Origin of the sequence: Kutzneria sp. CA-103260 (assembly GCF_018263855.1) — a bacterium.
Classification (GTDB): Bacteria; Actinomycetota; Actinomycetes; order Mycobacteriales; family Pseudonocardiaceae; genus Kutzneria.
The window spans coordinates 9,926,498-9,953,254 of record NZ_CP073318.1 but is presented as its reverse complement, the minus strand read 5'-3'; the positions used below and the strand labels follow the sequence as shown (position 1 = coordinate 9,953,254).

The 26,757-nt window shown below is 69.8% G+C and carries 28 protein-coding genes and 1 pseudogene; 13 read left to right on the top strand and 16 right to left on the bottom strand.

The window, feature by feature from the left end; translation table 11 throughout:
• The first annotated feature begins 55 nt into the window (after window positions 1-55).
• The 5 genes from JJ691_RS44565 to JJ691_RS44545 all read left to right on the top strand — a co-directional run bounded on the left by JJ691_RS44565 (window position 56) and on the right by JJ691_RS44545 (window position 4,406).
• On the top strand, window positions 56-1,705 hold the full coding sequence (locus JJ691_RS44565; RefSeq protein ID WP_211765435.1) for a DUF6239 family natural product biosynthesis protein: 1,650 nt from the start codon (window positions 56-58) through the stop codon (window positions 1,703-1,705).
• A 67-nt stretch (window positions 1,706-1,772) separates the two neighbouring features.
• Window positions 1,773-3,005, top strand: coding sequence for a YeeE/YedE family protein (locus JJ691_RS44560; protein WP_211765434.1), 1,233 nt, complete (start codon window positions 1,773-1,775; stop codon window positions 3,003-3,005).
• 10 nt (window positions 3,006-3,015) lie between these two features.
• Complete coding sequence (locus JJ691_RS44555) at window positions 3,016-3,210, top strand: hypothetical protein (RefSeq protein WP_211765433.1); 195 nt, start codon at window positions 3,016-3,018, stop codon at window positions 3,208-3,210.
• Window positions 3,211-3,228: 18 nt separating this feature from the next.
• Window positions 3,229-3,429: a hypothetical protein gene (locus JJ691_RS44550; RefSeq protein ID WP_211765432.1), complete on the top strand. Its 201-nt coding sequence runs from the start codon at window positions 3,229-3,231 to the stop codon at window positions 3,427-3,429.
• 107 nt (window positions 3,430-3,536) lie between these two features.
• Window positions 3,537-4,406 carry a lytic transglycosylase domain-containing protein gene (locus JJ691_RS44545; protein ID WP_211765431.1) on the top strand — a complete coding sequence of 290 codons (870 nt, stop codon included), beginning with the start codon at window positions 3,537-3,539 and terminating at the stop codon, window positions 4,404-4,406.
• On the opposite strand, the gene JJ691_RS44540 is transcribed toward JJ691_RS44545, so the two are convergent.
• Window positions 4,372-5,733 (bottom strand): FAD-dependent monooxygenase, encoded by a 1,362-nt coding sequence (locus JJ691_RS44540; protein WP_211765430.1) that lies wholly within the window; start codon window positions 5,731-5,733, stop codon window positions 4,372-4,374. The genes JJ691_RS44545 and JJ691_RS44540 overlap by 35 nt on opposite strands.
• Before the next feature lie 48 nt (window positions 5,734-5,781).
• On the opposite strand from JJ691_RS44540, the gene JJ691_RS44535 reads away from it, so the two are divergent.
• Window positions 5,782-6,324 carry a TetR/AcrR family transcriptional regulator C-terminal domain-containing protein gene (locus tag JJ691_RS44535; protein ID WP_211765429.1) on the top strand — a complete coding sequence of 181 codons (543 nt, stop codon included), beginning with the start codon at window positions 5,782-5,784 and terminating at the stop codon, window positions 6,322-6,324.
• Here the strand turns inward: JJ691_RS44535 and JJ691_RS44530 are convergent.
• From JJ691_RS44530 to JJ691_RS44520, 3 genes are all read right to left on the bottom strand, one after another.
• Window positions 6,289-6,879 (bottom strand): oxidoreductase, encoded by a 591-nt coding sequence (locus JJ691_RS44530; protein WP_211765428.1) that lies wholly within the window; start codon window positions 6,877-6,879, stop codon window positions 6,289-6,291. The genes JJ691_RS44535 and JJ691_RS44530 overlap by 36 nt on opposite strands.
• 44 nt (window positions 6,880-6,923) lie before the next feature.
• Window positions 6,924-7,907, bottom strand: a complete 984-nt coding sequence (locus tag JJ691_RS44525) for a hypothetical protein (RefSeq protein ID WP_211765427.1) — start codon at window positions 7,905-7,907, stop codon at window positions 6,924-6,926.
• 80 nt (window positions 7,908-7,987) lie between these two features.
• Window positions 7,988-8,476 (bottom strand): GNAT family N-acetyltransferase, encoded by a 489-nt coding sequence (locus tag JJ691_RS44520; RefSeq protein ID WP_249227425.1) that lies wholly within the window; start codon window positions 8,474-8,476, stop codon window positions 7,988-7,990.
• 43 nt (window positions 8,477-8,519) lie between these two features.
• Here JJ691_RS44520 and JJ691_RS44515 point away from each other — a divergent pair, with 43 nt between their 5' ends.
• From JJ691_RS44515 to JJ691_RS44495, 5 genes are all read left to right on the top strand, one after another.
• Window positions 8,520-9,704: a multidrug effflux MFS transporter gene (locus JJ691_RS44515; RefSeq protein ID WP_249227424.1), complete on the top strand. Its 1,185-nt coding sequence runs from the start codon at window positions 8,520-8,522 to the stop codon at window positions 9,702-9,704.
• Window positions 9,705-9,881: 177 nt separating this feature from the next.
• Window positions 9,882-10,196, top strand: coding sequence for a PE domain-containing protein (locus JJ691_RS44510; protein WP_211765426.1), 315 nt, complete (start codon window positions 9,882-9,884; stop codon window positions 10,194-10,196).
• A 27-nt stretch (window positions 10,197-10,223) separates the two neighbouring features.
• Complete coding sequence (locus JJ691_RS44505; protein ID WP_211765425.1) at window positions 10,224-10,799, top strand: DUF3558 family protein; 576 nt, start codon at window positions 10,224-10,226, stop codon at window positions 10,797-10,799.
• Between the two features lie 4 nt (window positions 10,800-10,803).
• A complete protein-coding gene (locus JJ691_RS44500; RefSeq protein WP_211765424.1) occupies window positions 10,804-12,081 on the top strand; it encodes a WXG100 family type VII secretion target in 1,278 nt (425 codons plus the stop codon).
• Window positions 12,082-12,100: 19 nt separating this feature from the next.
• Window positions 12,101-12,886, top strand: coding sequence for an ESX secretion-associated protein EspG (locus JJ691_RS44495; RefSeq protein WP_211765423.1), 786 nt, complete (start codon window positions 12,101-12,103; stop codon window positions 12,884-12,886).
• 6 nt (window positions 12,887-12,892) lie between these two features.
• Here JJ691_RS44495 and JJ691_RS44490 read toward each other — a convergent pair whose 3' ends face one another.
• The 10 genes from JJ691_RS44490 to JJ691_RS44445 are packed head-to-tail and all read right to left on the bottom strand — an operon-like array spanning window position 12,893 to window position 21,561.
• Window positions 12,893-13,378 carry a hypothetical protein gene (locus tag JJ691_RS44490; RefSeq protein WP_211765422.1) on the bottom strand — a complete coding sequence of 162 codons (486 nt, stop codon included), beginning with the start codon at window positions 13,376-13,378 and terminating at the stop codon, window positions 12,893-12,895.
• Window positions 13,375-13,884, bottom strand: a complete 510-nt coding sequence (locus JJ691_RS44485; RefSeq protein WP_211765421.1) for a hypothetical protein — start codon at window positions 13,882-13,884, stop codon at window positions 13,375-13,377. Before JJ691_RS44485 ends, JJ691_RS44490 begins: the two co-directional genes overlap by 4 nt.
• Window positions 13,860-15,029 (bottom strand): MCE family protein, encoded by a 1,170-nt coding sequence (locus JJ691_RS44480; protein ID WP_211765420.1) that lies wholly within the window; start codon window positions 15,027-15,029, stop codon window positions 13,860-13,862. The genes JJ691_RS44485 and JJ691_RS44480 overlap by 25 nt, the downstream gene beginning before the upstream one ends.
• Complete coding sequence (locus tag JJ691_RS44475) at window positions 15,029-15,973, bottom strand: MCE family protein (RefSeq protein WP_211765419.1); 945 nt, start codon at window positions 15,971-15,973, stop codon at window positions 15,029-15,031. The genes JJ691_RS44480 and JJ691_RS44475 overlap by 1 nt, the downstream gene beginning before the upstream one ends.
• Complete coding sequence (locus tag JJ691_RS44470; protein ID WP_211765418.1) at window positions 15,970-17,058, bottom strand: MCE family protein; 1,089 nt, start codon at window positions 17,056-17,058, stop codon at window positions 15,970-15,972. Before JJ691_RS44470 ends, JJ691_RS44475 begins: the two co-directional genes overlap by 4 nt.
• Complete coding sequence (locus JJ691_RS44465; protein WP_211765417.1) at window positions 17,055-18,038, bottom strand: MCE family protein; 984 nt, start codon at window positions 18,036-18,038, stop codon at window positions 17,055-17,057. Before JJ691_RS44465 ends, JJ691_RS44470 begins: the two co-directional genes overlap by 4 nt.
• 7 nt (window positions 18,039-18,045) lie before the next feature.
• Window positions 18,046-19,008 (bottom strand): MCE family protein, encoded by a 963-nt coding sequence (locus tag JJ691_RS44460; protein ID WP_211765416.1) that lies wholly within the window; start codon window positions 19,006-19,008, stop codon window positions 18,046-18,048.
• 8 nt (window positions 19,009-19,016) lie between these two features.
• Window positions 19,017-20,027 carry an MCE family protein gene (locus JJ691_RS44455; protein WP_211765415.1) on the bottom strand — a complete coding sequence of 337 codons (1,011 nt, stop codon included), beginning with the start codon at window positions 20,025-20,027 and terminating at the stop codon, window positions 19,017-19,019.
• Window positions 20,024-20,812, bottom strand: coding sequence for an ABC transporter permease (locus tag JJ691_RS44450; RefSeq protein WP_211765414.1), 789 nt, complete (start codon window positions 20,810-20,812; stop codon window positions 20,024-20,026). The genes JJ691_RS44455 and JJ691_RS44450 overlap by 4 nt, the downstream gene beginning before the upstream one ends.
• A gap of 2 nt (window positions 20,813-20,814) precedes the next feature.
• Window positions 20,815-21,561 carry an MlaE family ABC transporter permease gene (locus JJ691_RS44445; protein ID WP_249227423.1) on the bottom strand — a complete coding sequence of 249 codons (747 nt, stop codon included), beginning with the start codon at window positions 21,559-21,561 and terminating at the stop codon, window positions 20,815-20,817.
• 204 nt (window positions 21,562-21,765) lie between these two features.
• Between JJ691_RS44445 and pabB the strand changes: the two genes are divergently transcribed.
• Together pabB and JJ691_RS52725 are read left to right on the top strand one after the other, a co-directional pair.
• Window positions 21,766-23,721 carry an aminodeoxychorismate synthase component I gene (pabB, locus tag JJ691_RS44440; protein ID WP_211765413.1) on the top strand — a complete coding sequence of 652 codons (1,956 nt, stop codon included), beginning with the start codon at window positions 21,766-21,768 and terminating at the stop codon, window positions 23,719-23,721.
• 72 nt (window positions 23,722-23,793) lie between these two features.
• The gene (locus tag JJ691_RS52725; RefSeq protein ID WP_249228378.1) at window positions 23,794-24,309 is read left to right on the top strand and encodes a hypothetical protein; all 516 of its coding nucleotides are present in this window, start codon (window positions 23,794-23,796) and stop codon (window positions 24,307-24,309) included.
• Window positions 24,310-24,405: 96 nt separating this feature from the next.
• On the opposite strand, the pseudogene JJ691_RS52720 reads toward JJ691_RS52725, so the two are convergent.
• Together JJ691_RS52720 and JJ691_RS44430 are read right to left on the bottom strand one after the other, a co-directional pair.
• Window positions 24,406-24,621: pseudogene (locus tag JJ691_RS52720) on the bottom strand (response regulator transcription factor); the annotation flags it as partial.
• Window positions 24,622-24,819: 198 nt separating this feature from the next.
• A complete protein-coding gene (locus JJ691_RS44430; RefSeq protein WP_211765411.1) occupies window positions 24,820-26,751 on the bottom strand; it encodes a tetratricopeptide repeat protein in 1,932 nt (643 codons plus the stop codon).
• Between the last annotated feature and the right edge of the window lie 6 nt (window positions 26,752-26,757).

The following is a 26,757-nucleotide window of genomic DNA, read 5'->3' as shown; positions in this document are numbered from 1 at the left end:
CGCCGCCCCGACCGCGGCGCCACCCGCCCTAGGTGAAGCGGGATCCCCTGTGAACATGACCGACATGGGCACGGACCTGCCGGCATCCGGTGTGCCGGCCGCCGTGCTGCTGCTCAGGATCGTGCTGCTGCTGGCCAGCGCGACCGTCGCCGGCATCGGGTTGTTGCGGCCGGCCGTGGCCGCCACGCCGCGCGGCACCGTTGTCATCGCATGGATCGCGGCCGCCGTCACGGCTGTGGCCGACGTGATTTCCCTGCTGTGGCTGGACACCAACCTGGCATTCGCCATCGGGCAGCTGCTGCTGGCCGTCGCGGTGCCGGCGACGCTGCGCTGGCGCACGCCGGCCACGTACCTCGGTTTCGGCCTGCTGGTGGTGCTGATCTCCGAGATCTCCCTGAGCCACATGGGGATCGAGTTCCTGGCCGACACCGGCTACACCGTCGGCGTGGTCGCCTGGCTGGGGCTGACGCTGATCCCGCCCGCGCCGGCCGGTCGGCTGCGGCCCAAGCCGGTGGCGTTGACGCTGGCCATCGTGCTCGCGCTGGCCGGCGTGCTGCAGATCGCCGTGTCCGGGATCGGCTTCGACCGCCGGCTCTACGACACCGGCTTCGGGCTGGCGCTGCTCTTGGTGGCACTGCTGCCGATAGTCGTCACCGTATTGACTCTTGCCCTGCCCGTGCCGCGGCTCTACCCCGTCGGCGCGCTGCTGGTGGTGATCGCCTACGTGGCGTGGGCCGCGCTGGGCGCGATTCCCCGGCCGACCGACCTGCCCACTCCGGGCGTGCCGCTGCTCGGTGATGCTTCCGGTGCACCGGTTCTGGTCGCCCCGCAACGCCCTGGCCGCAACCTCGTCCACCTGCCGGACGCGGCGACCGTCAACGGCGTGAAAGCCGTGGCCCGGCCCGGCATGAACGGCACCTGGGCGGAGATCGACCTGCCACCGGGCCGCAGCACTTTGCAGGTCTTTCGTGACGGCAAGGATTCCACGCTGGCCGTGGACACCGGCTCTGGTGCCACCGCTCGTGCCGTCGACCCCGAGTGCGCCAACGCCGCGCTGGGCGGTCTGATCGGCGGCAGCCGGCTCGCCCTCACCTCGTGCCCCAGCGACTCCTTGTCCACAGAGGACACCGATTCTGTCCACAAGCTTGTGGACTACTTGAAGGGCCGGAAGATCCCCGCCGTCACGGTCGTCGGCGACGGCTCGGCCCGGGCCAAGGCCGCCGAGGAAGTCGTGCGGCAGGCCGGCATCCCGGTCTCCGACACCGAACAGCCCAACAGCGCCCTGGTCGTGGTGGCCGGCTGGTCCGACGCGGCCACCGAACTGGCCAAGGTCGCCGTCGAGCAGACCCAGAAGCCGACCTACGTCTACGGTGTGTACCTCGCCCCCTGGCTGCTCACCGCCCCGCTGCTGAAGTCCGTGGTCAGCTCGGCCATTCCGCTGCACTTCGACCCCCGTGATCCGCGGACCCTGGCCTACACCGTCGCGCTGTCCAACGCCTTCCCCGGCGAGACCGGCACCATCGGCGGCCTCGACCAGTGGCTCGCCGCCCAGGGCCAGCAGACCGAGCCGGCCGTGCGGCTGTACGCGTCGGCACAGGTCGACGCCATGCCCATGGACAGCACCATGGACGGGATGGAGATGGCCTACCCCGGCCAGTGGGTGCCCAACGGCACCATCGTCCCGATCTCGGGACCGCTGTCGTGACCGATCGCTGGAACCTGCTCTCCACTCCCCTTTTCCCTTCCCCTGCCCCGAGTCGTTAGGAGGGACGATGTCTGTCGCCAACGAGAGACTGCCCGTGGTGGCGGTCGAAGCGCCGTCGGCCAGATCCGGTGTGATCGTCGTCGGCACCGCGCTGGCCGCCATCCTCGGCTTCGCCGTCTACCACGCGGCGGGCTGGAAGCTGGCCCTGCTGTACGTGGTCGGGCTGGCGCTCGGCCTGGTGTTGTTTCACTCCCGCTTCGGTTTCACCTCGGCCTGGCGGCAGATCGTCGCGGTCGGCCAGGGTGCGGCGATCCGGGCCCACATGCTGATGCTGGCCGTCGCGGTGCTGTTGTTCGCGGTGATCCTCCAGTCCGGCTTCGGACTTTCCGGCGCACCGCAGGGAATCGTGCTGCCGGCGAGCATCGGGGTGGCGCTCGGGGCGTTCATCTTCGGCGTGGGCATGCAGATCGGCGGCTCCTGCGCGTCCGGCACGCTGTTCGCGGTCGGCAGCGGGCAGACGGCGATCCTGTACACCCTGGGTGGATTCATCCTGGGGTCGATCGGCAGCGCCTTCGCCGCGACCTGGATCGGCTACCTCCAGTCGCTCGGCCCGACCGTGTCACTGGCCAGCACGCCGCTGGGGTACGGCGGCGGCGTGCTGTTCTCGTTCCTCATCATCGGCGCGATCGCGGCCGGTTCCCTGCTGCTGCAACGACGTCGCAACCCACCGCCGATCGAGCCAGCTCCCGTGGCCCGGGGCTGGACGCGGGTGCTGCGCGGCGCGTGGCCGCTGTGGGTGGGCGCGATCCTGCTGGCCGTGCTCAACGCCGTGACGCTGTTCATCTCCGGCAGCCCGTGGGGAATCACCGCCGCGTTCGCCTTGTGGGGTGCGAAGTTCCTTGGTTGGATAGGGATCGACATCTCCAGCGCTCCCTATTGGACGATCCCGAAGAACGCCGCCGCCCTGCATGCCTCGGTGCTCGCCGACCGCGTGTCGGTGATGGACTTCGGCATCATGCTCGGGGCCCTGATCGCCTCCGCCCTGGCCGGCGCGTTCGTGCTGCACCGGGCCGTGCCGTGGAAGATGGCGGTCGGCGCGGTCATCGGCGGTGTGCTGATGGGCTTCGGCGCGCGGATGGCCGGCGGCTGCAACATCGGCGCCTACTTCTCCGGCGTGGCCTCGTTCAGCCTGCACGGCTGGCTGTGGGGCGCCGCCGCCATCGTCGGCACCTACGTCGGCGTGCCCCTGCGGCCGCTGTTCGGCCTCGGCAATCCCAAGCCCACCGATTCCGTCTGCTGAAAGGAAACCCGTGAAGAAGGTCCTCACCGTCGGGCTGCTGTCCGCCGCCCTGCTCGCCGCCGGCGCCGGCGTCGCGAGCGCCGACACCCTGCCCATCTGGGCCTTGCCCGGCCTGGACGTCGGCTCGGTGCTCGGCCCGACCGTGCCCGTGCCCACTCAGGTGCTCGCCCCCGTCGACGGCCTGCTGAAGCTCATCAGCGGCTGAGAAGGAAAGGAATCCCCCATGCGCAAGACTCTCGTCACCGGCGCGCTGGTCGCCGCCGCCCTGATCGGCGCGGCCGCGCCGGCGATGGCCGACGGCGTGACCGTGGTCGACCAGCCGGACACCAGCAGTCTCAACAACATCTGGACCTTCGACCCGCTGGGCGTGCCGGTGTTCGGCGCGGTGCAGTCGGTCTCCCAGGTGTTCGGCCGCCTGTTCTGAGGCGATTGCCCGACCGTTCCTGAGTTTCCGCGGAAAGACCCACCGTGGCCCGGCCCGTCGTCCCGCCGGGCCACGGTCCTCTCCGCCCCCCTGATTGGAGCCCTGCGTTGTCTCGTCGTGCCTCGACCGGTCTGGTCGCGCTGGCCGGCGTGCTGGCCGTGACCTGTGCGGCCAGCACGACCCCGCCGGCCGCGCTGGTCGCCGCCCAGCCGGCCGCTGCCAACGTGCCGGATCGCATTGTGCCGCCGGCACATTCGCCCACCGCGCCACACAAGCGTCCCGACGTGCAGGTCGTCTATCCCGATCACGTCGTGCCGTACAAGCCGATCCCGACCGTCGTCGACAGCCGGATTCCCGCCGTGCTGCTGGCCGCCTACCAGCAGGCCGCCGGCCGTGTGCCGGGGTGCCATCTGCGCTGGCAGGTGCTCGCTGGCATCGGGAAAGTCGAGTCCAATCACGCCCGTAGCGGCCAGGTCGATGCCCGTGGCACCGTCACCGAGCCGATCTTCGGTCCCGAACTGGCCGACGGCGACCATGCCGTTGGGCCCATGCAGTTCCTGCCGTCCACCTGGGCCAAGTGGGGCGTCGACGCCAACCACGACGGCACCGCCGACCCGCAGAACGTCTGGGACGCCACCGCTTCCGCCGCCGACTACCTGTGCGCCGACGGCCGTGACCTGGCCCTGAACGGCGACCTCGTCAACGCCATCCTCAGCTACAACCATGACGGCGCCTACCTGGCCGACGTCTTCCAGTGGATCACCGCTTACTCCGGTGGCGTGAGCGTAATCCCGGCCGTTGCCGCGCCGCCGGTTGCCACAACCACCACAACGCCACCCACCACGACCACTTCACCTCCTACTACGACAACCACCACGCCACCGACCACGACCACCACGACTCCACCGCCGAACGTGGTCGGAGCGGTGGTGGGTGGGCTGCTCAGCGATGTGGGGTCGTTGCTGGGAAAGAAGTGACCCACCGCCGCAGCGCCTCGGTCATTCCCGCATCCCCGGCCCACGCCACATAGCCGTCCGGCCGGATCAGCATTTGCTCCTCCCCGGGCAGCCATTCGGCGCCGTCGAGCGGCGCGGGGCCGACGTAGACCCACCGTCCGCCCCTCAGCCGCTCGGCGAGCCCGGGCCAGGCCGGCGCATAGTGGCCGATCGCCGGATGCTCCCCGGGTTCGTAGTGCACGTCGAGCCCGGCCAGCATCGAGACCAGGTGCCGATTGGTCTCGTCCAGCAGCATCAACTCCGTGCACAGCTCGCGCAGCGGGTCGAACCTCGGGTCCGGGTCCATCAGCACGACCTGGGCGCGGGCGTTGCGGAGCACGCGTTCGCCGACCGGGTGCCGCTCAGCGTGATACGTGTCGAGCAGCCCGTCGGCGGCGGTGCCGTTGATCGTCGCGGCGAGCTTCCAGCCCAGGTTGACGGCGTCCTGCAGGCCGAGGTTGAGCCCTTGGCCGCCGGCCGGGAAGTGCACGTGCGCGGCGTCGCCGACGAGCAGCACCTGGCCCTTGCGGTAGCTGACCGCCTGCCGGCAGGCGTCGCCGAAGCGGGACAGCCAACGGGGATCACGCATCGGTACCGGCCGGCCGAGAATTCGCTCCACTGTGGACTGAAGTTCGCCCAGGCTGAGCGGGGCATCCCGGTCCGCGTGCGGGCCGTCGAAGGTGAAGGCGAAGACGCGGCCGACGCCGTCGGGGCGGATCATGCCGACGACCCAGCCACGGTCCGTGCGGTGCCAACCGAAGGGAATCGCCCCCGGGTCCTCGACCGTCACGTCGCCGAGCAGCGCTGCGACAGTGGCGTCGGTGCCGGCGAAATCGATGCCGGCGAGCTTGCGAACCGTACTCCGGCCGCCGTCCGCGCCGACCACGAACTTCGCGGCGATCCGTTGCCCAGCAGCGGTTTCCACCACTGCCTCGGCGAGCCCGACCACCTCTTCGCCCCGTCTGATGTCCGCGCCGAGGGCGATGGCGTGGTCCAGCAGGATCCGCTCGGTCTCGGCCTGCGGGACGCCCAGCATCATCGGCACGTCGACCTCTACAGCGTCACGGTCCAGCACGGCCAGCCCACCGAACTGGGCCCGGCCACGCGTCGGCCGGGTCCCGGCCACCGGCTGGAACCGGGCCAGCAGGCCTCTTCGGTCCAAGGTCTGGATCGTCCTGGCGTGCAGGGCATTCGCCTTGGACAGCCCGGCCGGCCGGGTCAGCCGTTCCAGCACGACCACGCCGATCCCCTGTAGGCGCAGCTCCGCCGCCAGCATCGCCCCGACCGGCCCGGCCCCGACAATCACCACATCCGTAGTCTCTAACACCGTTAGAGACGGTACCCGAACAGTGTTAGGGTGACAACCGTGGATCGGGACACCGTGCTGGCCACCGCGCTGCGACTGCTGGACGAGGTCGGCCTGGACGGCCTGTCCATGCGCCGGCTCGCGGACGCCCTCGACATCAAGGCGCCCACGCTGTACTGGCATTTCGCCGACAAACGGGCCCTGCTCGACGCCCTGTCGGCTGAGATCGCCGCCGCGGCCATGGACCCGGTCGAGCATCCGCTCCCCGGCCAGGCCTGGCCAGAGTGGCTGGCCGATCGCGCCCGCGCCTTCCGCCGTGGGCTCCTGGCTCACCGCGACGGCGCTCGCCTGCATGCCGGCACCGTCCCCCGGGCCGGCGACACGACTTCATTACAGCGGCTGGTCGAGATGATGATCGCCGACGGCCTGAGCCAGGAGGACACTCTCGGCACCGTGCTGGCCGTCAGCCGGTACACCGTCGGCTGCGTCATCGAGGAGCAACAGGCCACCGAGCCGCTACCCGATGCCGACCGCCACTTCGAACACGGACTTCGCGTGCTACTCCTTGGTGCGCAACAGGATTCCCTCAGCTAGGGCGATGGCGTGGGCCTGTCCCGGGCATTCGTGAGTGCCGGCCCCGAAGGGGTGGCCGTCGAGACTGACCAACACCACCTCGCCGTCGCGAACCCGGCGGGTGGTGCGCAGCGGCTGGTCGTCGCGGAGGGTCTCGTCGATCGTGGCGTGGTTGCGGGCCTTGGCCACCAAGGCAGTAGTGGCGTCACAACTCTGCACCAGCAGGCTGATCCGGGCGGCGGTCAGTTCATCGGTGACGCCGCCGAAGGCGTCGACCAGGCGAGCGACAGCCCGGTCGGCGGCCTCGTCGGCGACAGTGTGCGGGTGGTACGCCCGGGCGACGTCGGCGACGGCCTCGCCGGCGTCGATGCCCATGGCTTGGGCCAGCACTTCGGCTGCGGTGCAAGAAGTTTCGGCCGCTCGGCGGCGTAGCTCGGCGGGGTCGATCTTCGCGAGTTCGGCCACGGCGAGGGCCCGCCGGCGGCGGTGGTCGGGGCCGGAGCTGAACCGGGCGACCATGGCCCGCAGCCAGGCCACGGTCGGCACGGGCTGCGGCACGGGCAGTTCCAGATCCATGGCGAAAACCCTAGCGCCGCAACAGTTCGGCCGCGGCCGAAGCGTCAGCGGCGGTAGGCCTCGGCCAGCGCGGCGAAGACTTCCTTGGGCACCAGACCCTCTTCGGTCACCCGCATCACGCCGTAGGCGGCCATGTCCAGGTCATACCGGGGATCGGGGTTGTACGGCGCGTTGTAGGAGGCGAAGGTGAACCACAGCGCGGTGTCCACACCGACTTCCTCGAAGATCGCCAGATGGTCCCGCAGGTAGCGCACCTGCTCCTGCTCGTCGCGCACGTAGTCGCCGTTGAGCCGGGGCGGATCGGCCTTGTCGTCGACGATGGCCCAGCCCGCGCCGCCACGGTCGCCGGCCCCGGCGTACGTGCAGCAGCCGAACTCGGTGATAGCGAGGGGCTTGCCCCACTTCGTCCGCGTGGCGAGCTGGTCGCGGAAGGTGGCGGCGTTCTCCTTGTCCCGGTAGCCGTCGACCGACACGATGTCGAACGGCGTCCAGTCGATGTCCTCCCACAACCCGGACGCGTAAGTGATCTTGCCGCCGAACCGCTCCCGGACGGCCGCGGCCGCCTGCGCCAGAAAGGCCTTGATCTTCTCCGGGGCGGTGGCGAAGGCGGCGTACGTCTCCGGCTTGCCGTTCATGACGCCGTCCAGGCGGGCGTACACGTTGTCACCGGGCAGGAAACCCTTGGCGAACAGGCTGACCTCGCAGCCGAGGACCAGCACGACCTCGGCACCGTTCAGGCGCACCTGCTCGGCCTTCGTGGCGCAGTCCACGAACAGCGGCAGCATCTCCTCCGACGTCAGGTCGCAAGGGAACGGCGCGAACCACACCTCCAGTCCGAACTCGGCCGCGATCGCGGCCGCCTGGGCGATCCGCTCCGGGTCCGCGCCGCTGATCCGGACCGTCGTGCAGTGCAGCTCCTCGGCGATGACCCGCATCTCCCGCCGCACGTCGGCGAGGTCGAACACCGGCCGGCTGAGCTCGTCGCCCGGCTCGAAACCGGTGTCGTAGTTGATTCCCCTGGCTCGCATGGCATCGAGTCTGACACCGGCGTCCGCACGGCGACCACGACAGATGTCATGGCCTCGACACGACAATCCACATCGGACAGTCAGACGACCGCGCTGCGCCGCTCCAGCTGCACCACGTCCCGCCACCGGCCGTCCCGGAACCGGCCGATCCGCTCGGTGACGCCGACGATCCGGAAGCCCAGCTTCTCGTGCAGGCCGAGGCTGGCGGTGTTCTCCGGGAAGATGCCGGCCCGCAGCGTCCAGATGCCGGCCGCCTCGGTGCTGGCGATCATGCAGTTCAGCAGCGCCCGCCCGACACCCCGGCCGCGGCCGTCGGGACGCACGTACACGCTCTCGCTCACCACCCCGGCGTACACCGCCCGGCTGGACGTCGGCGAGCAGGCGACCCAGCCCAGCACCCGATCCCCGTCGAGCGCGACGAAACGGTGCCCCGGCAGGTGGCCGGCGTCGAAGTCGGCCCAGCTCGGCGCGGCCGTCTCGAAGGTCGCGTTGCCAGTGTCGATGCCCTGCTGGTAGATCTCCAACACGGCGTCCGCGTGAGCGGGCAGCATCGGCGTGACGGCCATCATGACCGGGACGCTACCCCAATCGGGCGACGTATCCTCGCCAGTTGTGACCAGGGCGAGAACTGCCGGGCTGGCGGTGGTGCTGGGCAGTCTGTCGGCGTTCGCGCCCCTGTCCATCGACATGTACCTGCCGGCCTTTCCGGCGATGGCGCGGGAGCTGACCGCGACACCGTCGGACATCCAACTGACGCTGACCGCGTGCACCATCGGTCTGGCCGTGGGCCAGCTGATCGCCGGCCCGCTCTCCGACCGGCTCGGCCGCCGTGGACCGCTGCTGGTCGGGCTGGTGATCTACCTCGTCGCCTCCGTGGCCTGCGTCGCCGCGCCGTCCGCGCTGACGCTGACCGTGCTGCGGCTGGTGCAGGGCATGGGCGGCGCGGCCGGCATCGTGATCGCCCGGGCCGTCGCCCGTGACCTGTTCGAGGGCCGCGAGCTGGCCAAGTTCTTCTCCCTGCTGATGCTGGTGAACAGCCTCGGCCCGGTCGTCGCGCCGGCGCTGGGCGCGGTCGTGCTGCACTGGACCACCTGGCGCGGGGTATTTGTGGTGCTGTCGGCGATCGGGCTGCTTCTTCTGGTGCTGGTCACGCTGACGCTGGCCGAGTCGCTGCCCCGGGAACGCCGTCACCGCGGTCGCCTGTCCATCGGCTCCCTGCTGGCCGACCGAGTTTTCGTCGGCTACGCCCTGTCCTGCGCCCTCGCCTTCGCCGCCCTGTTCGCGTACATCTCCGGCTCCTCGTTCGTGCTTCAGGACACCTACGGCCTGTCCGCGCCGCTGTTCAGCCTGGTGTTCGGCGTGAACTCGCTGGCCATCATGGCCGCCAGCCAGGTCAACAGCTGGCTGCTGGGCCGCTTCTCCCCACGCCGGCTGCTCGCCGCCGGACTGGCCGGCACCGTACTCAGCGCTGTCGCCTTCCTACTCTCCGTGCTCACTGGCCTCGGCCTGCCCGGCGTGCTGCCCTCACTGTTCGTGCTGGCCGCCTCCGTCGGCATGGTCTTCCCCAACGCCACCGCTCTGGCCATGAGCGACCATCCCGACAAAGCCGGCAACGCCTCCGCCCTGCTCGGCACCGCCCAGTTCCTCATCGGCGGCGTCGCCGCCCCGCTGGCCAGCTCCGCCGTATCCATGGGCGTCGTCATGGCCGCCGTCGCCGTCTTTGCCGTGCTGGCCTTCCTGCTGCTCACCCGGGCCCGCTCCTTGGCCACTGCGGCCCAGATCACCCGTTCGCCCTAGTGCCTGCCCGGAACCACCCGCCCCCGACCTGCGTCGAAGTCCCATCGATGACGGACAGTCACCAGCGTCACGGCAGGTGGAGCTTGAGTCGCCTTGCTGAGGGATTCACCCGCGCCGCGGTGCACGGTCGGCTAGCCTAAGTGGCGGGTACGGGGAAGCTAGGTGGGGACGGGGACGATGGCAGGTCAGATCGACGTTGGCGGCGGCTACAGCATCGACATCGACGATGCCAAGAAGTTCACCGACGCCCTCCAGGCGCAGCTGGACCAGCTGCAAATCGCGCAGGCGCAGGCCAACCGTGAGCTTGTCGTCTTCCCGCCTGGCCATGACGACTACAGTGCGGCCTGGGCCAACTCGGCCAACCAAATGGTCACGCAGCACGCGACGTGGAATCAGGGCAAGCAGCAAGAGCTCGCCGACCTGATCAAGAAGGTCAACGCTGTGGTGGAGCAGTACAAGCAGACCGAACACGACAACACATTGAGGGCCTGACACGTGCGATCGAAGACCACGCTCACCGTGACCATCCTCAGCGGCGTCGCCGCTCTGGCCCTCGCCGGCTGCAACAACAATCCGGGTGGGACCGCCGGCCCGACCACGGGTGCGTCCACAACAACCGCGACGAGCAGCGCCGACACTGTTTCGAACCCACTGGACACGACCAAGCTCCAGCAGAATCTGTGCGGCGGTCTGACGCCTGCACAGTTGGCGCCATACATGGGTCAGGTGCGAACCACCAGCCCCGTTAACCAGTCCGATTACGCCGGGTGCGACCTTCTGCCGGCCGACAGCGGCATGGCGACTGTCTCAATCAATGTTTACCCGAACCTCGGACCCAGCGCCATGATCGCCAGTAACGGCAATTTTCCCTACGCCAAGAACATTGCCCCCATCGAGGGCTACACTGCCCGCAACACAGGCCTAAAGAACCCACCTAACGGCGAGTGCTCAACGAGCGCCGCTGTCTCGAGCCACGCGACGGTCGAGGTTTCGGTCCAGTGGGCGGACAAGAGCTCCCAGTATTACAACAATCCGTGCACCGTATCTGATGCGCTCACACCACTGTTGCTCGACAACATCAAGGCGTCGAGGTGATCCCATGAGTGGAAACGGACAAGGAAACGGCTACACGTTCACGCCGCTCTGCCGGGCCGGCCAGGGAACGATTTACCAGCAGTTCCACGAAGGCGTCAAAGGCGACGGGCCTATTCACCAAAACGCAACAGGGTTCCAAGGCCTCTCACAGAAATACGGTGAGATGCAGACAGCCTTCAAGACGGCGTTGGGCAACATCAAGACGACCTACACCGGGTCCGCCGCGGACAGCATGCAGAGCGCCTTTGATCCGCTGGTCAAGGGGATGGGCGACGGCCAGACGATGTCGCAGCAAGCGTCAACCGCGCTGACGAACCAGGCCGGCCAATTCACCACGGCACAGAGTAAGATCAACAACACTGTGCCGGTGCCGGACCAGCCCTGGTACGGGGACTACGTGCCGTGGAACACCGACCACGATGACGCGGTCGACAAGAACAACAGCATCAACAACGCCAATGCCGCGGCGTACTCGGCGTACGGCAAGTCGACCACGTCGAATGTGCAGACGTTCCCCGGGTTCACCGACAACGACACGATGAACGCCAACAGCATCAGCCTGTCCAGCAACCAGGTGGGGCCGGTCGGCAACGGCTCCGGCGGGTACAGCGGTTCGGGTACCGGCGGCGGCGGGGGCTACTCCTCCCACAACGTCGGAGGCACGGGCGGCGGTGGCGGGGGCTCCTACCAGTCGGGCACGAACCCTGGCGGCGGGCAATACAACCCCGGCGGCATCGGCGCTGACGGCAACGGCCAGTACGTGCCGCCTCCCGGCCCGTCGAGCACCAACCTCCAGGGTGCCGGCGGTGGCGGCGGCTACCCGACAGGCGGCGGCTCCTGGTCGTACCCAGGCGGGGGTAGCGGCGGCGACGGGAGTGGCGGCGGTGGGTTCGGCGGTGGCTTTCCGGTCGGAGGCGGTGGCTTCGGCGGCGGTGGCGGGGGCAGCTACGGCGGGAGTGGCGGCGGCAGTGCCGGAAGCTACGGCAGTGCCCGAGGTGCCATGGGTTCCGGGTCCACGGCGGGTGCCGGGGCGAAGCCGGGTGCCGGGGCGGCGGCGGGCATGGGTGCAGGCGAGGAGGGTGGCCGCATGGGCTCCGGCATGGCCGGCGCACGGGGTGCGGCCGGCGCGAACAGCGGCATGATGGGCGGCGGCCAGGGCCGGGGTGGCAAGAAGGAAGAGGACGGCGAGCACAAGTCGGCCGCCTACCTGGTCACCGAGGAAGACGAGATCGTGGGGGACCTCCCGGCGACATTGCCGCCGGGTGGGGTGATTGGGGGCTGAAGCAGTGCTCAGGGCACCGGTGAGCGTCTCGAAGGACGCGTGGGAAGCGGTGCGCCAGCGGCACGGCATCGAGGAGCAGCACGCGACGCTGGCCGTGCCGCTCCCGGACGTGACGCTGGCCGACTACCCGGCCTGGGAGCGGCGGGCCTACGACGAGTTGGCCCGCATCGGCATGGCCAACGGCATGAGCGCGCACCCGGACCTGGTGGCGACGATGGCCCTGCTGGCCCGGCCGCCGCTGCAGCTGTACGGCAGCGTCGGCTACCACAACCGGGTCACGGTCGGCGCGGTGGCGGCCAGCGACGGCCGGTCGGCGGTGCTGGCCGTGCTGGACGACCGCGCGCTGCACCTGCGGCCGATCGCGCCGGACAAGCTGGCAGAGGCGGCGGTCGGCCTGCTGCCGCCGGCGCCGCCCGGGCGCGGCCAGTCGATCAGCATCTCGCTGGCGGCGGCCAACCGGGTCGGCACCGGCCAGCCGGCCGCGTCGAGCTACGACGACGAGCCGCAGAGCTGGCTGCAGTCCGGCACCGACCAGGACCCGCCCGAGGAGCGCGCGTTGCAGCGGCTGCTGGCCGAGCCCCGGCTGGGCGGCGGTCGGCTGTACGCGGCCGCCCGGGACGGCATGGGCCGGCACCGCCGCAGCGAGAATCCAATGACTTACATGGACTTCGAGTCGGGCCGCTGGCTGTTCCAGCACAAGCCCGGCGCGGGCGGCGAGCAGTGGCTGATCGTCCGGCCGGCCACCCCGGAGTCCCTGGTCGCCGGGGCGAACGACCTGCTCGGGGAGATCACCGCCCGGGTCTGAGTCTCCTCACACCGGAGTCAGCTCGGACACCAGCCACTGGCCGTCCTGCCGCTGCAGGGTGGCCCGCACCCGGGCACCGTCCACTCGGGACGACGGGTCGGCCCCGGTCTGCGTGACCTGGTCGAGAAACACCAGCAGCACCACGCGATTCGGCTCGGCGCTGACCACGGACGTGCCGGCGACGGTGGTCTTGGTGACGATCTGCTGTTTCTGGGCGGCCGGGGCGACAACCTTGGTGCTCAGCTCGGCGAACTGATCGCGAAACGCCCCGGTGGTGCCGGCCCGCGCGCCGGCCAGATCCTTGTCCAACGTGTGGTAGTCGTACGACAGCAGCTGCGGCAACCGGGTCTGTGCCGCGTCGACGGCCGACTGCCGAGCCGAGTCCACTTCGGACGCAGCCTCAACCCGTTGGTACAAAAGGAAGGTCGCGGCGCACAGGCCGAGAACCGCCGCCGCGGCCACCCCCAGAAGAAAGCGCTGTACGAACCTCACGGCACGAACTCCAGATCCGAGACCAGCCAGCGGTCCCCGTCGTGTTGCAGCTGCATCTTCATCCGGTACTGGCGCTGTTCCCCACTGGGAGCATCGGCGTTCTGCACGGTCGCGGACACGGCGGCCAGCACGGTGACGGTGTCCCCGTCGACGCTGCTCACGCCGGCCTCGGCCACGGATCCCCTGGAGGTCACCGAGGCCTGCTGCACGACCTTGCGGAACACGTCGGCCTGTTGGGCGAACTGGTCCTTGAACGAGCCGGTGGCCACGTCCAGCAGCCGGTTCACATCGCCCTGCGCGGTGTCCTTGCTGACGGTGGTGAGGTCGACGGCGACCTGCCGGGCGACCTGGAGCGCCGACTCGCGGTTGACCTCGTCGGCGTTGGCGTCGGTCAGCTTGAGCAGCAACAGGGTCGCGACGGCGACGAGTGCGGCCGCCAGCACCATGGCGGCGGCCGGCAGGATCCGGCGCCGCCACGGCCTCACTTCACGAACAACTTCTGCCATGCGGGCTCCTTTTCTTGGCATTGCTCGGGACTCGCGCCCCGTCGGCCAGGGGCGTTCAGGCACGGCGTGTTCCGCGCACCTCGAACGATCCGTGGATCAGCCGGCCCGACCTTGCAGTACAGGTCGCTCGGCGCGGCGATGTCCTTGGTGTCGCTGGGATCCCGCCGCTGCGGGTTGGGCAGGAACCCGGTGGTGCACGGCGGCGGGTCGTTGATGTTGAGCCGCAGCGTGGCGGCGATGTCCCCGTTGTGCCGCAGCAACATGTTCTGGATGAGGGCGACGGTCGCCGGATAGTCGGAGAGGAACTGCTCGACGCCGGGCAGATAGGTGCGGACGACCTGGCCGGTGGCGATCATGTTGCCCAGCAGCATGGGCAGCGTCGGCCGGAGCCGATCCTGCAAGCTCAGCACCTGGTCGTCGAAGCCGGGCACGGTGCCGAGCAGGCGGCGCAGGTCGTCGTCGCTGAGCCGGAGCTGGTCGGTGAACGAGGCCAGATCCCTGGTGTACGAACGGATCTGGCCGTCGAGGTCGTGCTGGGTGTCGAGGAACGGCCCGAGCTGGGTGATCAGACCGGTGGTCGGTCCGATGTCGACCGCGACGTTGTGCACCAGCAGCGAAGCCTGGTTCAGCAGTTGCCCCAGATCGTCGTGCGAGCCCTGGAACGCCGTGGTCACCTCGGCCAGCACGGTCCGGAGCTGGTCGGTCGGCACCGCCTTTGCCAACGAGTCCACACTGGACAGCAGCGCGTCGGTCGGCGTCATCGGCTTGGTCCGGCCGGCGGGAATCGTGGTGCCGTCCACGGCCATCTCGGTGAGAGAGCCGGTCGGCGACAGGTCGACGTACTGCTCGCCGATCGCCGAGGTGCTGTGGATCTCGGCCCGCAGCGCGGCCGGCACGGGCTGGTCCAGCGACAGCCCGACCGCCACGCCGTCGGTGCCGAGATCCATCGAGGTCACCTTGCCGACCTGCACGCCCAGGTAGGTCACCTCCGCGCCGGCGTACAACCCCGAGGCATCGGCGAAGTCGGCGGTGACGGTGTACTTGCCGCCGGTCAGGCCGAGATAGTCGACGGCGATCACCGACACGGCGAACACCGTCAGCGCCGAGAAGGCGGCGAGCTGGATGCGGACCAGGCGGCTGAACATCAGCGGCCGCCCAGCGGGGCCAGCAGCGGATTGACGGCCTGCAACGAGAGGTCGACCGAGGCGTACACGTTGACGAAGTCGCCGCGAAAGCTGTTGTTGAACGTGGACAACGGAAACAGCAGGGTGCCGGCGACGTCGAACGAGCGGGGCAACGAGTCACCGGCGGCGACGAGATTGGCCAGGATCGGTTGGAGATCACGCAGGTTGCCGTCGAGATCGTCCTGGGTGTGGTCGATGACTTTGGTGGCGGCATCGGAGAACGACGTCAGCGCGGTCAGAGCCGACGTCAAGGTGGTCCGCTGTTGGTTGAGCAACGTGACGCCGGGGGTGACGTGATCGAGCGCCTGGGCGAGCTGATCCCGTTGCGTGGCCAGGGGTTTGCTCAGGTTGTCCAGGGCGTCGATGGTCGCGACGATGGCGGCCTTCTGTTGGTCGACCGAGGTCGTGAAGGTGCGCAGCTTGTCCAGCAGGTCGCGGGTCACCTGTTCCCGGCCGCCCAGGGCCTTGTCGACCTCGGTGTAGATCGTCCGCAGGTTCTCCAGGCCGCCGCCGTTGAGCCACAACGACAATCCGGCCAGCAGCTCCTCGGTCTCCGGGTAGCGATCGGTCCGGCCCAGCGGGATCAGGTCGCCGCCGTGCAGCTGTCCCTGCGGGTCGGACGGCCGGTCCAGCTCGACGTACTCGGCCCCCAGCAGGCTTTTCTGGCCGATCTTGGCGATGGCGTTGGCCGGCAGTCGCACGCCGTCGCCCAGTTCCAGGGTCAGCCGGGCGTGCCAGCCGTCCAGGCGCACGTCGCTGACCCGGCCGACGGTGACGTCGTCGACCTTGACCTCGGAGTTCGGCACCAGGTTGGCGACGTTGGTGAACTCAGCCTGCACGGAGTACGTGTCGCGTGCACACGCCGTCAAACCCACCACAGCGGCCAGCGCCAGCAGGATTCTCATCGGCCACCGCCAAGCAACAGCGTGGGCAGGTTCGGTGGGTTCAACGCCACCGGCACGGTGTTCATGTTCAGCAGGCGCAGCAACGGATCCAGTGTCTGACGGCACTGATCGGGCGTGCCACCGAGAGAGAACAGCGTGACGCACGTGAACCCGGCGAGATCCTGGGTGTTGTTGATGGTCAGCCGGGCCTGGATGCTGTTCGTGGCCGGGTCGAACATGGCCAGCGTGTCGGCGAGCGTGGTCGGGGCCTGGTGCAGGATCTCGGCCAGCTGGGCCCGGTCGTCGGCGAGGATCTTGGTCACGTCGGCCAGCTGCCCGACGGTCGCGCCGAGCCGGTCCCCGTGGTGGGCCACGAAGTCCGCGACGTCGGCGGTGGCCCGGTCCAGGGCCTGTAGGGCCGCCGCCAGCTGGGATTTGTTGTCGTCGACCAGCTTGGCGATGGCCGTCAGCTGCGCGCTGAACTCGCGGACCTGGGCGTCGGCGCCGTTCAGCGCGGTGACTAGGACCTGGAGGTTGGTGATGGTGCCGAAAAGGTCCTTGCTGCCGGCGGCCAGCGTGCTCGCGGCCCTGGCGAGCTCGGTGATCGTCTTCCGGATCGAGCCGCCGTTGCCCCGCAGGTTGGCGGCCGCGGTGTCGATCGCGTTGGGCAGGGAACCGTTCTGCGCCAGCGCGGTGGACAGCCTGGTCAGCTGGTCCTTCAGCTCGTCCCACTCCACCGGCACCGCGGTCCGGTCCTTCGGCACCACCGCGCCGTCAGCCAGCTGCGCCCCGCCGGTGTACGCCGGCGTGAGCTGCACGAAGCGACCGCTGATCACGCTGGGCGTGACGATGACTGCCTTGGCACTGGCCGGCACCGGCCGGTCGTAGCCGATGCCGACGGCGACCTGATCGCCATCGGGCCGCACCGAAGTGACCTCGCCGATCCGCACGCCGAGCACCCGCACGTCGTCGCCGGGATGCAGGTTGACCGCCCGCGTGAACTCCAGGGTCGCGGTCCGCTGCCCGCCCGGGTTCAGCACGACGTACGCCGTCGAGGCCAACAGGGCCACCACGACCGCGGCCACGGTCAGCCGGTGCAGGTTCACTTTCCTCCCCTGGCCAGCAGTTCCGGCAGCAGCGGCACCAGGTTGGTGGGCACCAGGTTGCCGACCTGGGTGTCCACGAACGGCCCGGAGCCGACGGCCTCGCCGATCTCCCGCACCAGTGGCCCGGTCCGGTCGAGCACCTGGCCCAGCTGGGCCCGGTGCTGTCGCAGCACGGTCAACAGGTCGTCGAGCTGCTTCAGGGACGGATCCAGCTGGGCCTTGTTGTCCGCGACCAACCCGCTGAGTTGGTCCGACACCGCGACGGAATTGGTCAGCAGGGACCGGATCGCCGCCCCGCGCTGGTTCAGCGAGGCCAGCAGCGATGAGCCCTGGGCCAGGATCTTGACCAGCTGGTCGTCGCGCTGGGCCAGCACGCCGCTGACATTGTCCGCGTGCACCAACAGATCCCGCAGCGTGGCGTCCCGTGAGCTGACGGTCTCGGACAGCCGGCTCAGCCCGTCCAATACTGCCTTCACCTGCGGCGGCGTGTCCTTGAACGTGTCGGACAAGGTGTCCAGTGCGCTGGCCACCTTGCCGGTGTCTACTTGGGACACATTCGAGGTGACGTCCGACAGCGCTTCGGTGACGTCGTAGGGAACGGTGGTTCGGCTGAGCGGGATCCGTCGCAGATCGCCCGACCCGGCCGGGGTCAACGCGAGTTCCTTGCGCCCCAACGCCGTCTCGGCCTTGATCGCCGCGCTGGTGTCGCCGCCGAGCCGGACGTTGTTGTCGGTCAGGGAGAACGTGACATCGACCCGGTCGCCGTCGAGGTCGACGCCGTCGACGGACCCCACCTTGAGCCCGGACACCACCACCGGGTCACCGCCGGTCAGGCCGCCCACCTCGGCGAACTCGGCGGTGAACTGCCGGCCGCCGATGACCCGCGGCGCCATGAACGCGCCGACCACCACGGTAACCAGCACAACGGTGCCGATCACGCCCAGCTTGACCGGATCTCGTTCGGCGAAGGTCTTCGTCATGCCGCCCTCACTTCGTCGGCCGGCAGCGGGCGATGCCGCTGCGCAGTGCGATCGGATCCGTCAGCTTGATGCCCAGGCCACACAGATAGACGTTGAAGTAGCCGCCCCAGGCCGCGCCGCGACTCAGCCGCTGATAGGCGTCGGGCAGCTCGGCCAGCGCGGCGATGATGCTGTCCTTGTTGGCGTTCAAGGTGTTCGCCAGCTGGCCGAGGCGGCCGATGTCGTCGTGCAGCGGCGGCCGGACGATGTTGAGCAGCGCGGCGGTCTTGCCGGTCAAGGCATCGATGTGCGTGACGGCGTCGCCGATTTGGTCCCGGTCGGCGTCCAGACCGCTCACCAGCTGCTGCAACTGCGTGATCAGCTGCCCCAGCTCGCCGGTGTTCACCTTGCCCAGCGCGGCGTCCAGGTTGGTGATGAGGTCGCCGATCACCCGGTCCCGGTCGGCCAGTGCGGACGTCACCGACGCCAGCGCGGCCAGCAAATCGTCGATGGTGCCGCCCTCACCCTGTAACACGGTGACCAGTTCGCCGGAGACCCGGTTGACCTGGTCCGGGGACAGCGCCGCCAGCAACGGCTTGAAGCCGTTGAACAACGCGTCCAGGTCGAGGGCCGGCATGGTCTGCCCGACAGGAATCGTGCCGTCGGGCGACATCCGGGGGCCATCGCCGGCGGTGAGCTCCAGGTAGCGGTCGCCGACCAGGTTCTTGTACTTCACGGCGGCGTGCGTGCCGGTGGTCAGCTCGACCGTCCGCTGTGCCGAGAAGGTGACCAGCACCCGGTCTCCGTCCGATATGGACAGTTCGCCGACGGTGCCGACCCGGATGCCGGCCACCCGGACCTCGTCGCCGGCCACGAGATTGGACGCGTCGGCGAAGATCGCGTGGTAGTCGTCGGCCGGGCCGCTCGACGCGCCGCCGGACAGCGTCACGCCGACCAGCGCCGCGGCGGCGACGCTGACCAGTAAGAACACCAGGAACTTCACCGCGGCCCGGCCATTCCGTGGCAGCTGGGCCCGGTGCCCGGATGGATCTGCGGCAGGTCCTGGGGATACCGGTACGGCTGCGCGCCGGGGCCGACCGTGATGTCCACGTGCAGGCCGCTGTCCTGGTTGCGGCTCAACAGCTCCCGGTTGAGGTCGAGACCACGGAACAGGCAGGGGAACATGGTCGCGTAGCCGGCGAGCAGGTCGGCGGTGGGACGGCTGATCCGCAGCGCCTCGGTCAGCGGCTGGTCGACGCCGCCGAGGAAGTCGGCCCCCTGGTTGCCGAACTTGGTCAGGGACAGCAGGAATCCGGCCAGTTGCCCGGCGGCGAGGGTGTCGCTGGTGACGCCGAGGTTGTCGCCGATGCGAATCGCGTCCGGCACCACCGCCGCATACGTGTCGAGTACCGACGGCGCCTTGGCCAGGTCGTCCCCCAACGCCGGCAAGCTGGAGTTCAGCTGGGCCAGGTAGCCGTCGAGGTCCGCGGCCAGCAGCCCGAGCTTGTCCCCGTTGCCCCGCAACGCGTCCGCGACAGCGGTCAGCGCCAGGTTGAACCGACTGGGCTCGATCGCGTTCAACTGCCCCAACAGGTGCTCGAAGGTTTCGTTGATCTCGACCGCGACCCGGCTGCTGGCGATCACCGCGCCGGCCTTGATCGGCGACGCGGGCCCGGCCGGCCGGACCAACTCGATGTACTTGGCCCCGAAGATGGTCAGCGGCACGACATTGGCGGTGACGTCCGCCGGCACCTTGTCCACCAGCGCCGGATCGAGGCCGACACCGAGCTCCGCGCCGTCGGCGGTGGGCGTGACAGTGCGGACCGTGCCGACGGTGACGCCGAGAACCTTCACCTCGGCCCCGGTGTCCATCAGCAGCCCGGCCCGGTTGGCCAGCACGGTAACCGGCACGAACCGGTCCAGCGCGCCCTCGAACTGCGCGGCGACCAGCGCCGACGCCGCCAGCACAGCGACGACGAACGCGGCCCCCAGCGCGGTGTGCCGGTTCATCCGGCGATGTGCACGGTCGCGGCGTTGCCGAACACGCTGAAGTCGACGGCCATGTCCACCAGCAGCACCGCGACCAGCGACGTCCGCACGGCCTTGCCGACCGCGATGCCGACACCGGCCGGGCCGCCGCGCGCGGTGAAGCCGTGATAGCAGTGCACTGACATGACCACCACCGACATCAGCAGCGCCTTGGCGAACGCCCAGAACAGGTCCGTGGGATTGAGAAAGATGTCGAAGTAGTGCTGGTAGGTGCCGGAGGGCTGGCCGAAGCCGACGGTGACGACCAGCTTGGTCGCGGTGAACGAGGTCAGCACGGCCAGCGCGAACAGCGGCACGATGGCCAGCAGCCCGGCCAGGATGCGGGTGCCGACCAGGAACGGCAGCGACGGAATGGCCATCACCTCCAGCGCGTCGATCTCCTCGCTGACTCGCATCGCCCCCAGCTGCGCGGTGAAGCCGGCGCCGACCGTCGCGGTCAGGGCGATGCCGGCGACCAGCGGCGCGGCCTCCCGCGTGTTGGCGTAGGAGGAGAGAAACCCGGCCAGCGCACCGCCGCCGATGTCGGACAACGCGGCGTAACCCTGGAGGCCGACCTCCACACCGACCGCCGCTGTCATGAACGCCACAACGGCCGCGGTGCCGCCGATCACGGCCAGCCCGCCGGTGCCCAGCGAGGTCTCGGCCAGCAGCCGGAACACTTCCCGCCGGTACCGGCGCAGCGCGTTCGGCAGTGTGGCGTACACGCGGCCGTGGAATTCCAGTTGGCGGCCGATCGAACCCAGCATCGTCAGCTCCTCAGGAACAACGCGGTGATCAGACTGTTGGCCAGGAACAACAACAGGAAACCGCACACGACGGTCTGGTTGACGGCGTCGCCGACGCCTTTCGGGCCGCCCTTGGCCGTCAGTCCGAGGTGGCACGCGACCAGCCCGGCCAGCAGCCCGAACACCGCGCTCTTGAATTCGCTGACGATGAAGTCCTTCGGGCCGGTGAGCAGTGTGAGGTTGGCAGCGAACAGCCCCGGGCTGGCGTGTTGGACGTACACCGAGAAGACGTAGCCGGCCAGCAGGCCGACCAGGGTGACCATGCCGTTGAGGCACAGCGCGACCACCGTCGCGGCCAACACCCGCGGCACCACCAGCCGGTGCACGGGGTGCAGGCCCAGCGCCTGGACCGCGTCGATCTCCTCCCGGATCCGCCGCGCGCCCAGGTCGGCGCAGATCGCCGTGGCCCCCGAGCCGGCCACCACCAGGGCGCTGACCAGCGGCGCGATCTCCCGCACCACGCCGAGGCCGGCGCCCGCGCCGGACAGGTCCGCACCGCCGAGCTCGATCAGCAGCTGGTTGAGCTGGAACACCGTGATGACGCAGAACGGGATCGACATCAGCAGCGTCGGGGCCAGGCAGACACCGGCGATGAACCAGGCCTGGCGCAGGAATTCGCGGGTCTGGAAAGGGCGGCGGAACGCGAACCGGACCGAGTCGAGCGAGGTGGCGTAGAAACCGCCGATCGCGGCGGCCGGTTTGCGCAGCACGACGCCTCCCTTCCCGAGGCCGTCGACTTGTATACTCCAGACCCGAATTGGTGAGGGGTATTCAGTCTTCGGCGCTCCCGTTGTCGACACAGCGTTTTCTATTCGTCGCTCGAAGTGGTGAGCCGTCGTTCCGCCGTGGCGTGGCTACCGTTCGGCGCAGCACATTCGGTGCCCGGGACCGGTTCAGTCGGTTACCGTCGCCGCGTGCGCACGCTGCTGGTCGACAACTACGACTCGTTCACCCACAACCTGGCCCACTACCTGGCCGAGGTCAGCGGGTGCGCGCCGGCCGTGCTGCGCAACGACGACCCGGCGCTGACCCCGGGGCTGCTGGCCGAGTTCGACAACGTGGTGGTCTCCCCCGGGCCCGGCACCCCGGAGCACGAGACCGACCTGGGCCTGGCCCGCGAGCTCATCGACCGCTGCGACCGGCCGCTGCTCGGCGTCTGCCTCGGCCACCAGGCGATCGCCCACCAGCACGGCGCGAAGGTCCGGCGGGCCGACGAGCCCCGGCACGGGCGGACCTCGCCGGTCGAGCACGGCGGCACCGGCCTGTTCGCCGGGCTGCCGTCGCCGTTCCGGGCCGTGCGCTACCACTCGCTGGCCGTCACCGACCTGCCGGAAGAGTTGCTGGCCATGGCCTGGACGCCGGACGGTGTGCTGATGGGGCTGCGGCACCGGACAAGACCGTTGTGGGGCGTGCAGTTCCATCCGGAGTCGATCCGCACCGAGCACGGTCACCAGCTGCTGCGCAACTTCGTCGACCTGACGCCGGCGCGGCCGCGGCCGGTGATCACGACCGGCCGTGATGCTTCGACCGAAGCCGGGCTGGCACCCAGCACCAGGCCCGCCGAGCCGGTTCCCGTTCACGTGCGCCGAATGCCCACCAGCCACGACCCGGAAGTCGTGTTCGACCAGCTGTTCCGGCCCGCGGAGAACGCCTTCTGGTTGGACAGCAACGGGATCGACCGCTTCTCCATCATGGGCTCGGCTTCGCGGCGCGTCACGGCCACCGACGGGTCCTTCTTCGACTGGCTGGCCGGCGAGCTCGGCACGGTGCGGGCGGTCGCGGACGTGCCGTTCGACTTCACCCTGGGGTGGATCGGATATCTCGGCTACGAGCTGAAGTCCGAGTGCGGCGGCGATGCCGTGCACGAGTCGCCCTACCCGGACGCGGCGATGATGTTCGCCGACCACGCGGTGGTGTTCGACCACGCCGAGGACACAACCTATGTGCTGGCCCTGGATCCGGCGAAGCTGTCACTGCTGGACGCGGTGTCCCGTGTGGACATGCCAACGGCCGAGGCGTGTGCGCCGGCCCCGATCTCGTTGCGGCACAACCGGGGGCAGTACTTCGACGCCGTGACCGCCTGCCAGCAGGCGATCGTGGAGGGAGAGACGTACGAGGTCAACCTCACCAACCGGATCACCGTCGAGGCCGACGTGGATCCCTGGCCGGCCTACCGGTTCCTGCGGCGGACCAGCCCGGCCCCGTTCGGCGCGCTGCTGAAGTTCGGCGACCTGCACGTGCTCAGCACGTCACCGGAGCGGTTCCTGCGCATCGACGCCGACGGCGTGGTGGAGTCCAAGCCCATCAAGGGAACCCGGCCACGCGGGCAGTCCCCTGGCCGGGATGCCGAGCTGAGGGAGGAACTGCGCACCAGCGAGAAGGACCGGTCGGAGAGCTTGATGATCGTCGACCTGGTGCGCAACGATCTGGCCCGGGTGGCCGAGGTCGGCAGCGTCCGGGTGACGTCGCTGTTCGACGTGGAGAGCTACGCGACCGTGCACCAACTGGTGTCGACGATCACCGCGCGGCTGCGGCCGGACGCGTCGCCGGTGGACTGCGTACGGGCGGCGTTCCCGCCCGGCTCGATGACCGGCGCGCCGAAGATCCGCACCATGAAGATCATCGACCGGCTGGAGGGCAGCGCGCGGGGCGTGTACTCCGGGGCCGTCGGCTACTTCTCGCTCAACGGCGCTGTCGACCTCAGCGTGGTGATCCGCACCGCTGTGGTCACGCCCGGCCAAGTCGACTACGGCGTCGGCGGCGCGGTCGTGGCACTGTCCGATCCGGACGATGAGTACGAGGAAACCGCCGTCAAGGCAACGCCTCTGCTGGGCCTGTTCCAGGCGGAGTTCCCCGATCGGGTGATCTAGCCCGCGCGGAAAGTGCTTCACGGGTCAACCATGGGGCGGTCCGATTATCGCCTCCCACCCCAGAGGTCAACGATGCCCAAGACCGTAGTCGGGATCATCGCCGCCACCCTGGTCGCCGCCGTGCTCGGCGTCGCAGGCGTGAGCACAGCCGCCGCCCAGTCCAGTAATCCCACCCTGGCCCAACAGGTTCAGCAGGGCCGGGACCGCCTCGCCGCGGCCTGGCAGGCCCAGGACGTCGCCGCGCTGAAGACGGCCGTCTCCGAGCTCAACCCCGTGCTGGCCGCCGCGCACGGCGGGCGGGACGCGCTGAGCCCCGACGCCGCCATGTACCTCGCCCGCGCCGAGCAGCAGCGCGACCAGCTCGCCACCGCCCTGTACGCGCCGCAGCCCCGCAGCGGCATCCTCGACTCGGTGACCGGCCTGGTCAGCGGCCTGCTCGACTCGCTGTCCAACCTGCTCAGCAACCTGCTCGGCGGCGGTGGCGGCCACGACAGCGGCAGTGGCGGGACCGGCGGCAACAACGGTGGTGGCGGCAGCAAGCCGACCACCCCGGCGCCGACCGGCGAGACCATGCCGGCCGCGGCGTGAGAGCTCGGGTGGGGTCTGCCCCGTCTCGCCGGCCGACCCCACCTGCCGCCGCCCGGACTCGCCTTGAACAGGATCACCCAGCACCAGGGCGACGAGCGCAGGCCGGCGGCGCACCCCCAGCTTGCGGTACACCGAGGTCAGGTAGCCCTCGACCGTCTTGGGCCGGAGGAACAACCGCCGGGCGATCTCGTCGTTGGTCAGCCCCTCGACCGCGGCCTGCGCGACCTCCCGTTCCCGGCCGGTCAGCGCGGACAGCGCGGCCCGGGGCCGAGGCAACCGCGCCCCCAACCGCCGCTGCGCGTTCACTACCATGGCAACCAATTCGGCCGCGCCGCACGACTCGGCGAGATGCTTGGCCACTCCCAACAGGTGCCGGGCCTGATCCGGCTCGGGGCCGCCGATCAGCTCCACCGCCGCCGCCAGGTAGGCCCTCGCCACGTTCTCACGACACGACATCGCCATACACCCCAGTGCTACCGGTGGACCATCACCTGTTCGTCACCCCGCAGTTCAGGCGACCTCCTGCCGGCACAGCGCGAGTCGGGCCGACAGTTCCTCCCGATCAGCGCCGGGCAGCTCCAGCGCCCGGGTGTAGTCAGCGGCGGCCAACCCGTCTTCGCCCATGGCCTGATAGGCGAACCCACGGTTGTACAACAGATCCGGGTCCTCGCCAGCAGCCAGCGCAGCAGTGAGATCGTCCACGGCAGCCTGGTGTTCGCCGTTCTCGTACCGCAGCAACGCCCGGTTGGCCAGCGCCGTCACCAGAGCGGGGTCCACCCGGAGCGCGGCGTCGAAGTCCGCAAGTGCGCGGTCGGCGTCACCGGCCTCCGCGGCGAGCAGGCCTCGCACCGCCAGCAGGTCCGCGCAGTCCGGGTGGTGGCCCAGCCCGTCAGTGACCTGCCGGGCGGCCCCGTCCAGATCGCCCGTCTCCAGCAGGGTGGTGGCCAGGTTGATGCGGGCCTCCAGCTGAGTGGGCTCCAGCTCCAGCGCGTAGGCGAAGTCGGCGATCGCCGCGGCCGTGTCACCCATGGAAAAGTAGAGGTTGGCTCGGTTGTAGTACAGCTCGGCGAACGGGGGCGTGATGCTGGCCGCGTGGTTGTAGTCGGCGAGCGCGGCCTCATCCTGGCCGCGGCGGTGCTGGACCCCGGCCCGGTCGATGTAGTACTCGGCGTAGTTCGGGTCGATCTTGATGACCCAGTCCAGCTCGGCCAGCGACGCGTCCAGGTCGCCGAGCATGTTGTAGACCTGGGCCCGGTTGTGCCGCAGCACCGACCGGTGCAGCAGGTGCCGGTCCGGGGCCAGTTCCCGGTCGAGCCGGTCGGCGCCCTCGACGAGCAGGCGTAGCGCCTCCTCGGGATTGCCCAGGTGCATCTCGACCAGGGCGAGCCCGTTGCGGTTGAACACGCTGTTGAACGTCCGCAGCTCGGGGTCCTCGATCATCTCGGCGATGGCGATGGAGGTGTTGATGTGCGCCTTGGCCGTCACGTGGTCGCGCTGCTCGCGCGGGCGGAACCTGGTGTACAGCATGGCCAACGCGTACGCGGAGGCCATGTGCACCTTCCAGTCTGCACGCAGGCCCCGCAGCTCGACGTAGATCGCCTCGGCCTCGTCGACCCGGTCCAGCAGGGCCAGGGCCGTGGTCGCCTTGGTGCTGATCTGCCAGTACAGCTCCGGCCGGGCTTCGGGGTCGATGAGCGCCCGGCCACGCATCGCCATGTCCAGCACGGCGTGGTAGTAGCCCATGTCCAGGCAGTAGTTGACCGCTGCCATCAGGGCATCGGCCCCTGCGCCGGCCGGGTCGCTGCCGTGTTCCCGGTGGTACGGAATGGGCCCCAGCCGCAACGTCTGCTCGCCGCGTCGATCGAGCTCGTCGGCGCGGGCGTCGTGCAGTGCGGCCCGCAGCTCGGGGTCGGCCTGCTCATAGGCCGCCAATTCGTTGGCGTCGCACGAGGTTCCGTCGGAGTCGATGTAGGCGCGGACCAACTCGTCGTGACCGCGCGAGCCGGTGGCCGGCCGTTGCGAAGGCGGATCCAGCATCACGGTCAGCGCGGGGCAGGCCCGGCGGGTCAGGATCTCCAGGAACTCCTGGTCCGTGGGATCGGCCTCGGCCATGGCGCCGAAGCGCAGCTCCGCGCCGCCCCGCAGATTCGTGTAGTCGTTGACGAACTCGGCCAGCCCGTTGGCGATTCGCCTGGTGCGCAACGGATTGTAGAACCGGGTCCGCTCCTTGGGCACGGCCAGCGAGGTCAGCGTGCCCGGGGCCGCGCCGATGAGGTCGACCAGTTCCGGGGCCACCGACAGGATCTCGATCACGTGCGAGCGAACCAGCCGCGGGTCGCGCTCGAAGGTCTCGGGCACGATGGCGCGCATCAGGTTGCCCGCCGCGGTGTAGGGCCCGCGCCGCGCCCGGTGGCCGTCGACGTGCACTGTGTTCTGGGACATGGCAAC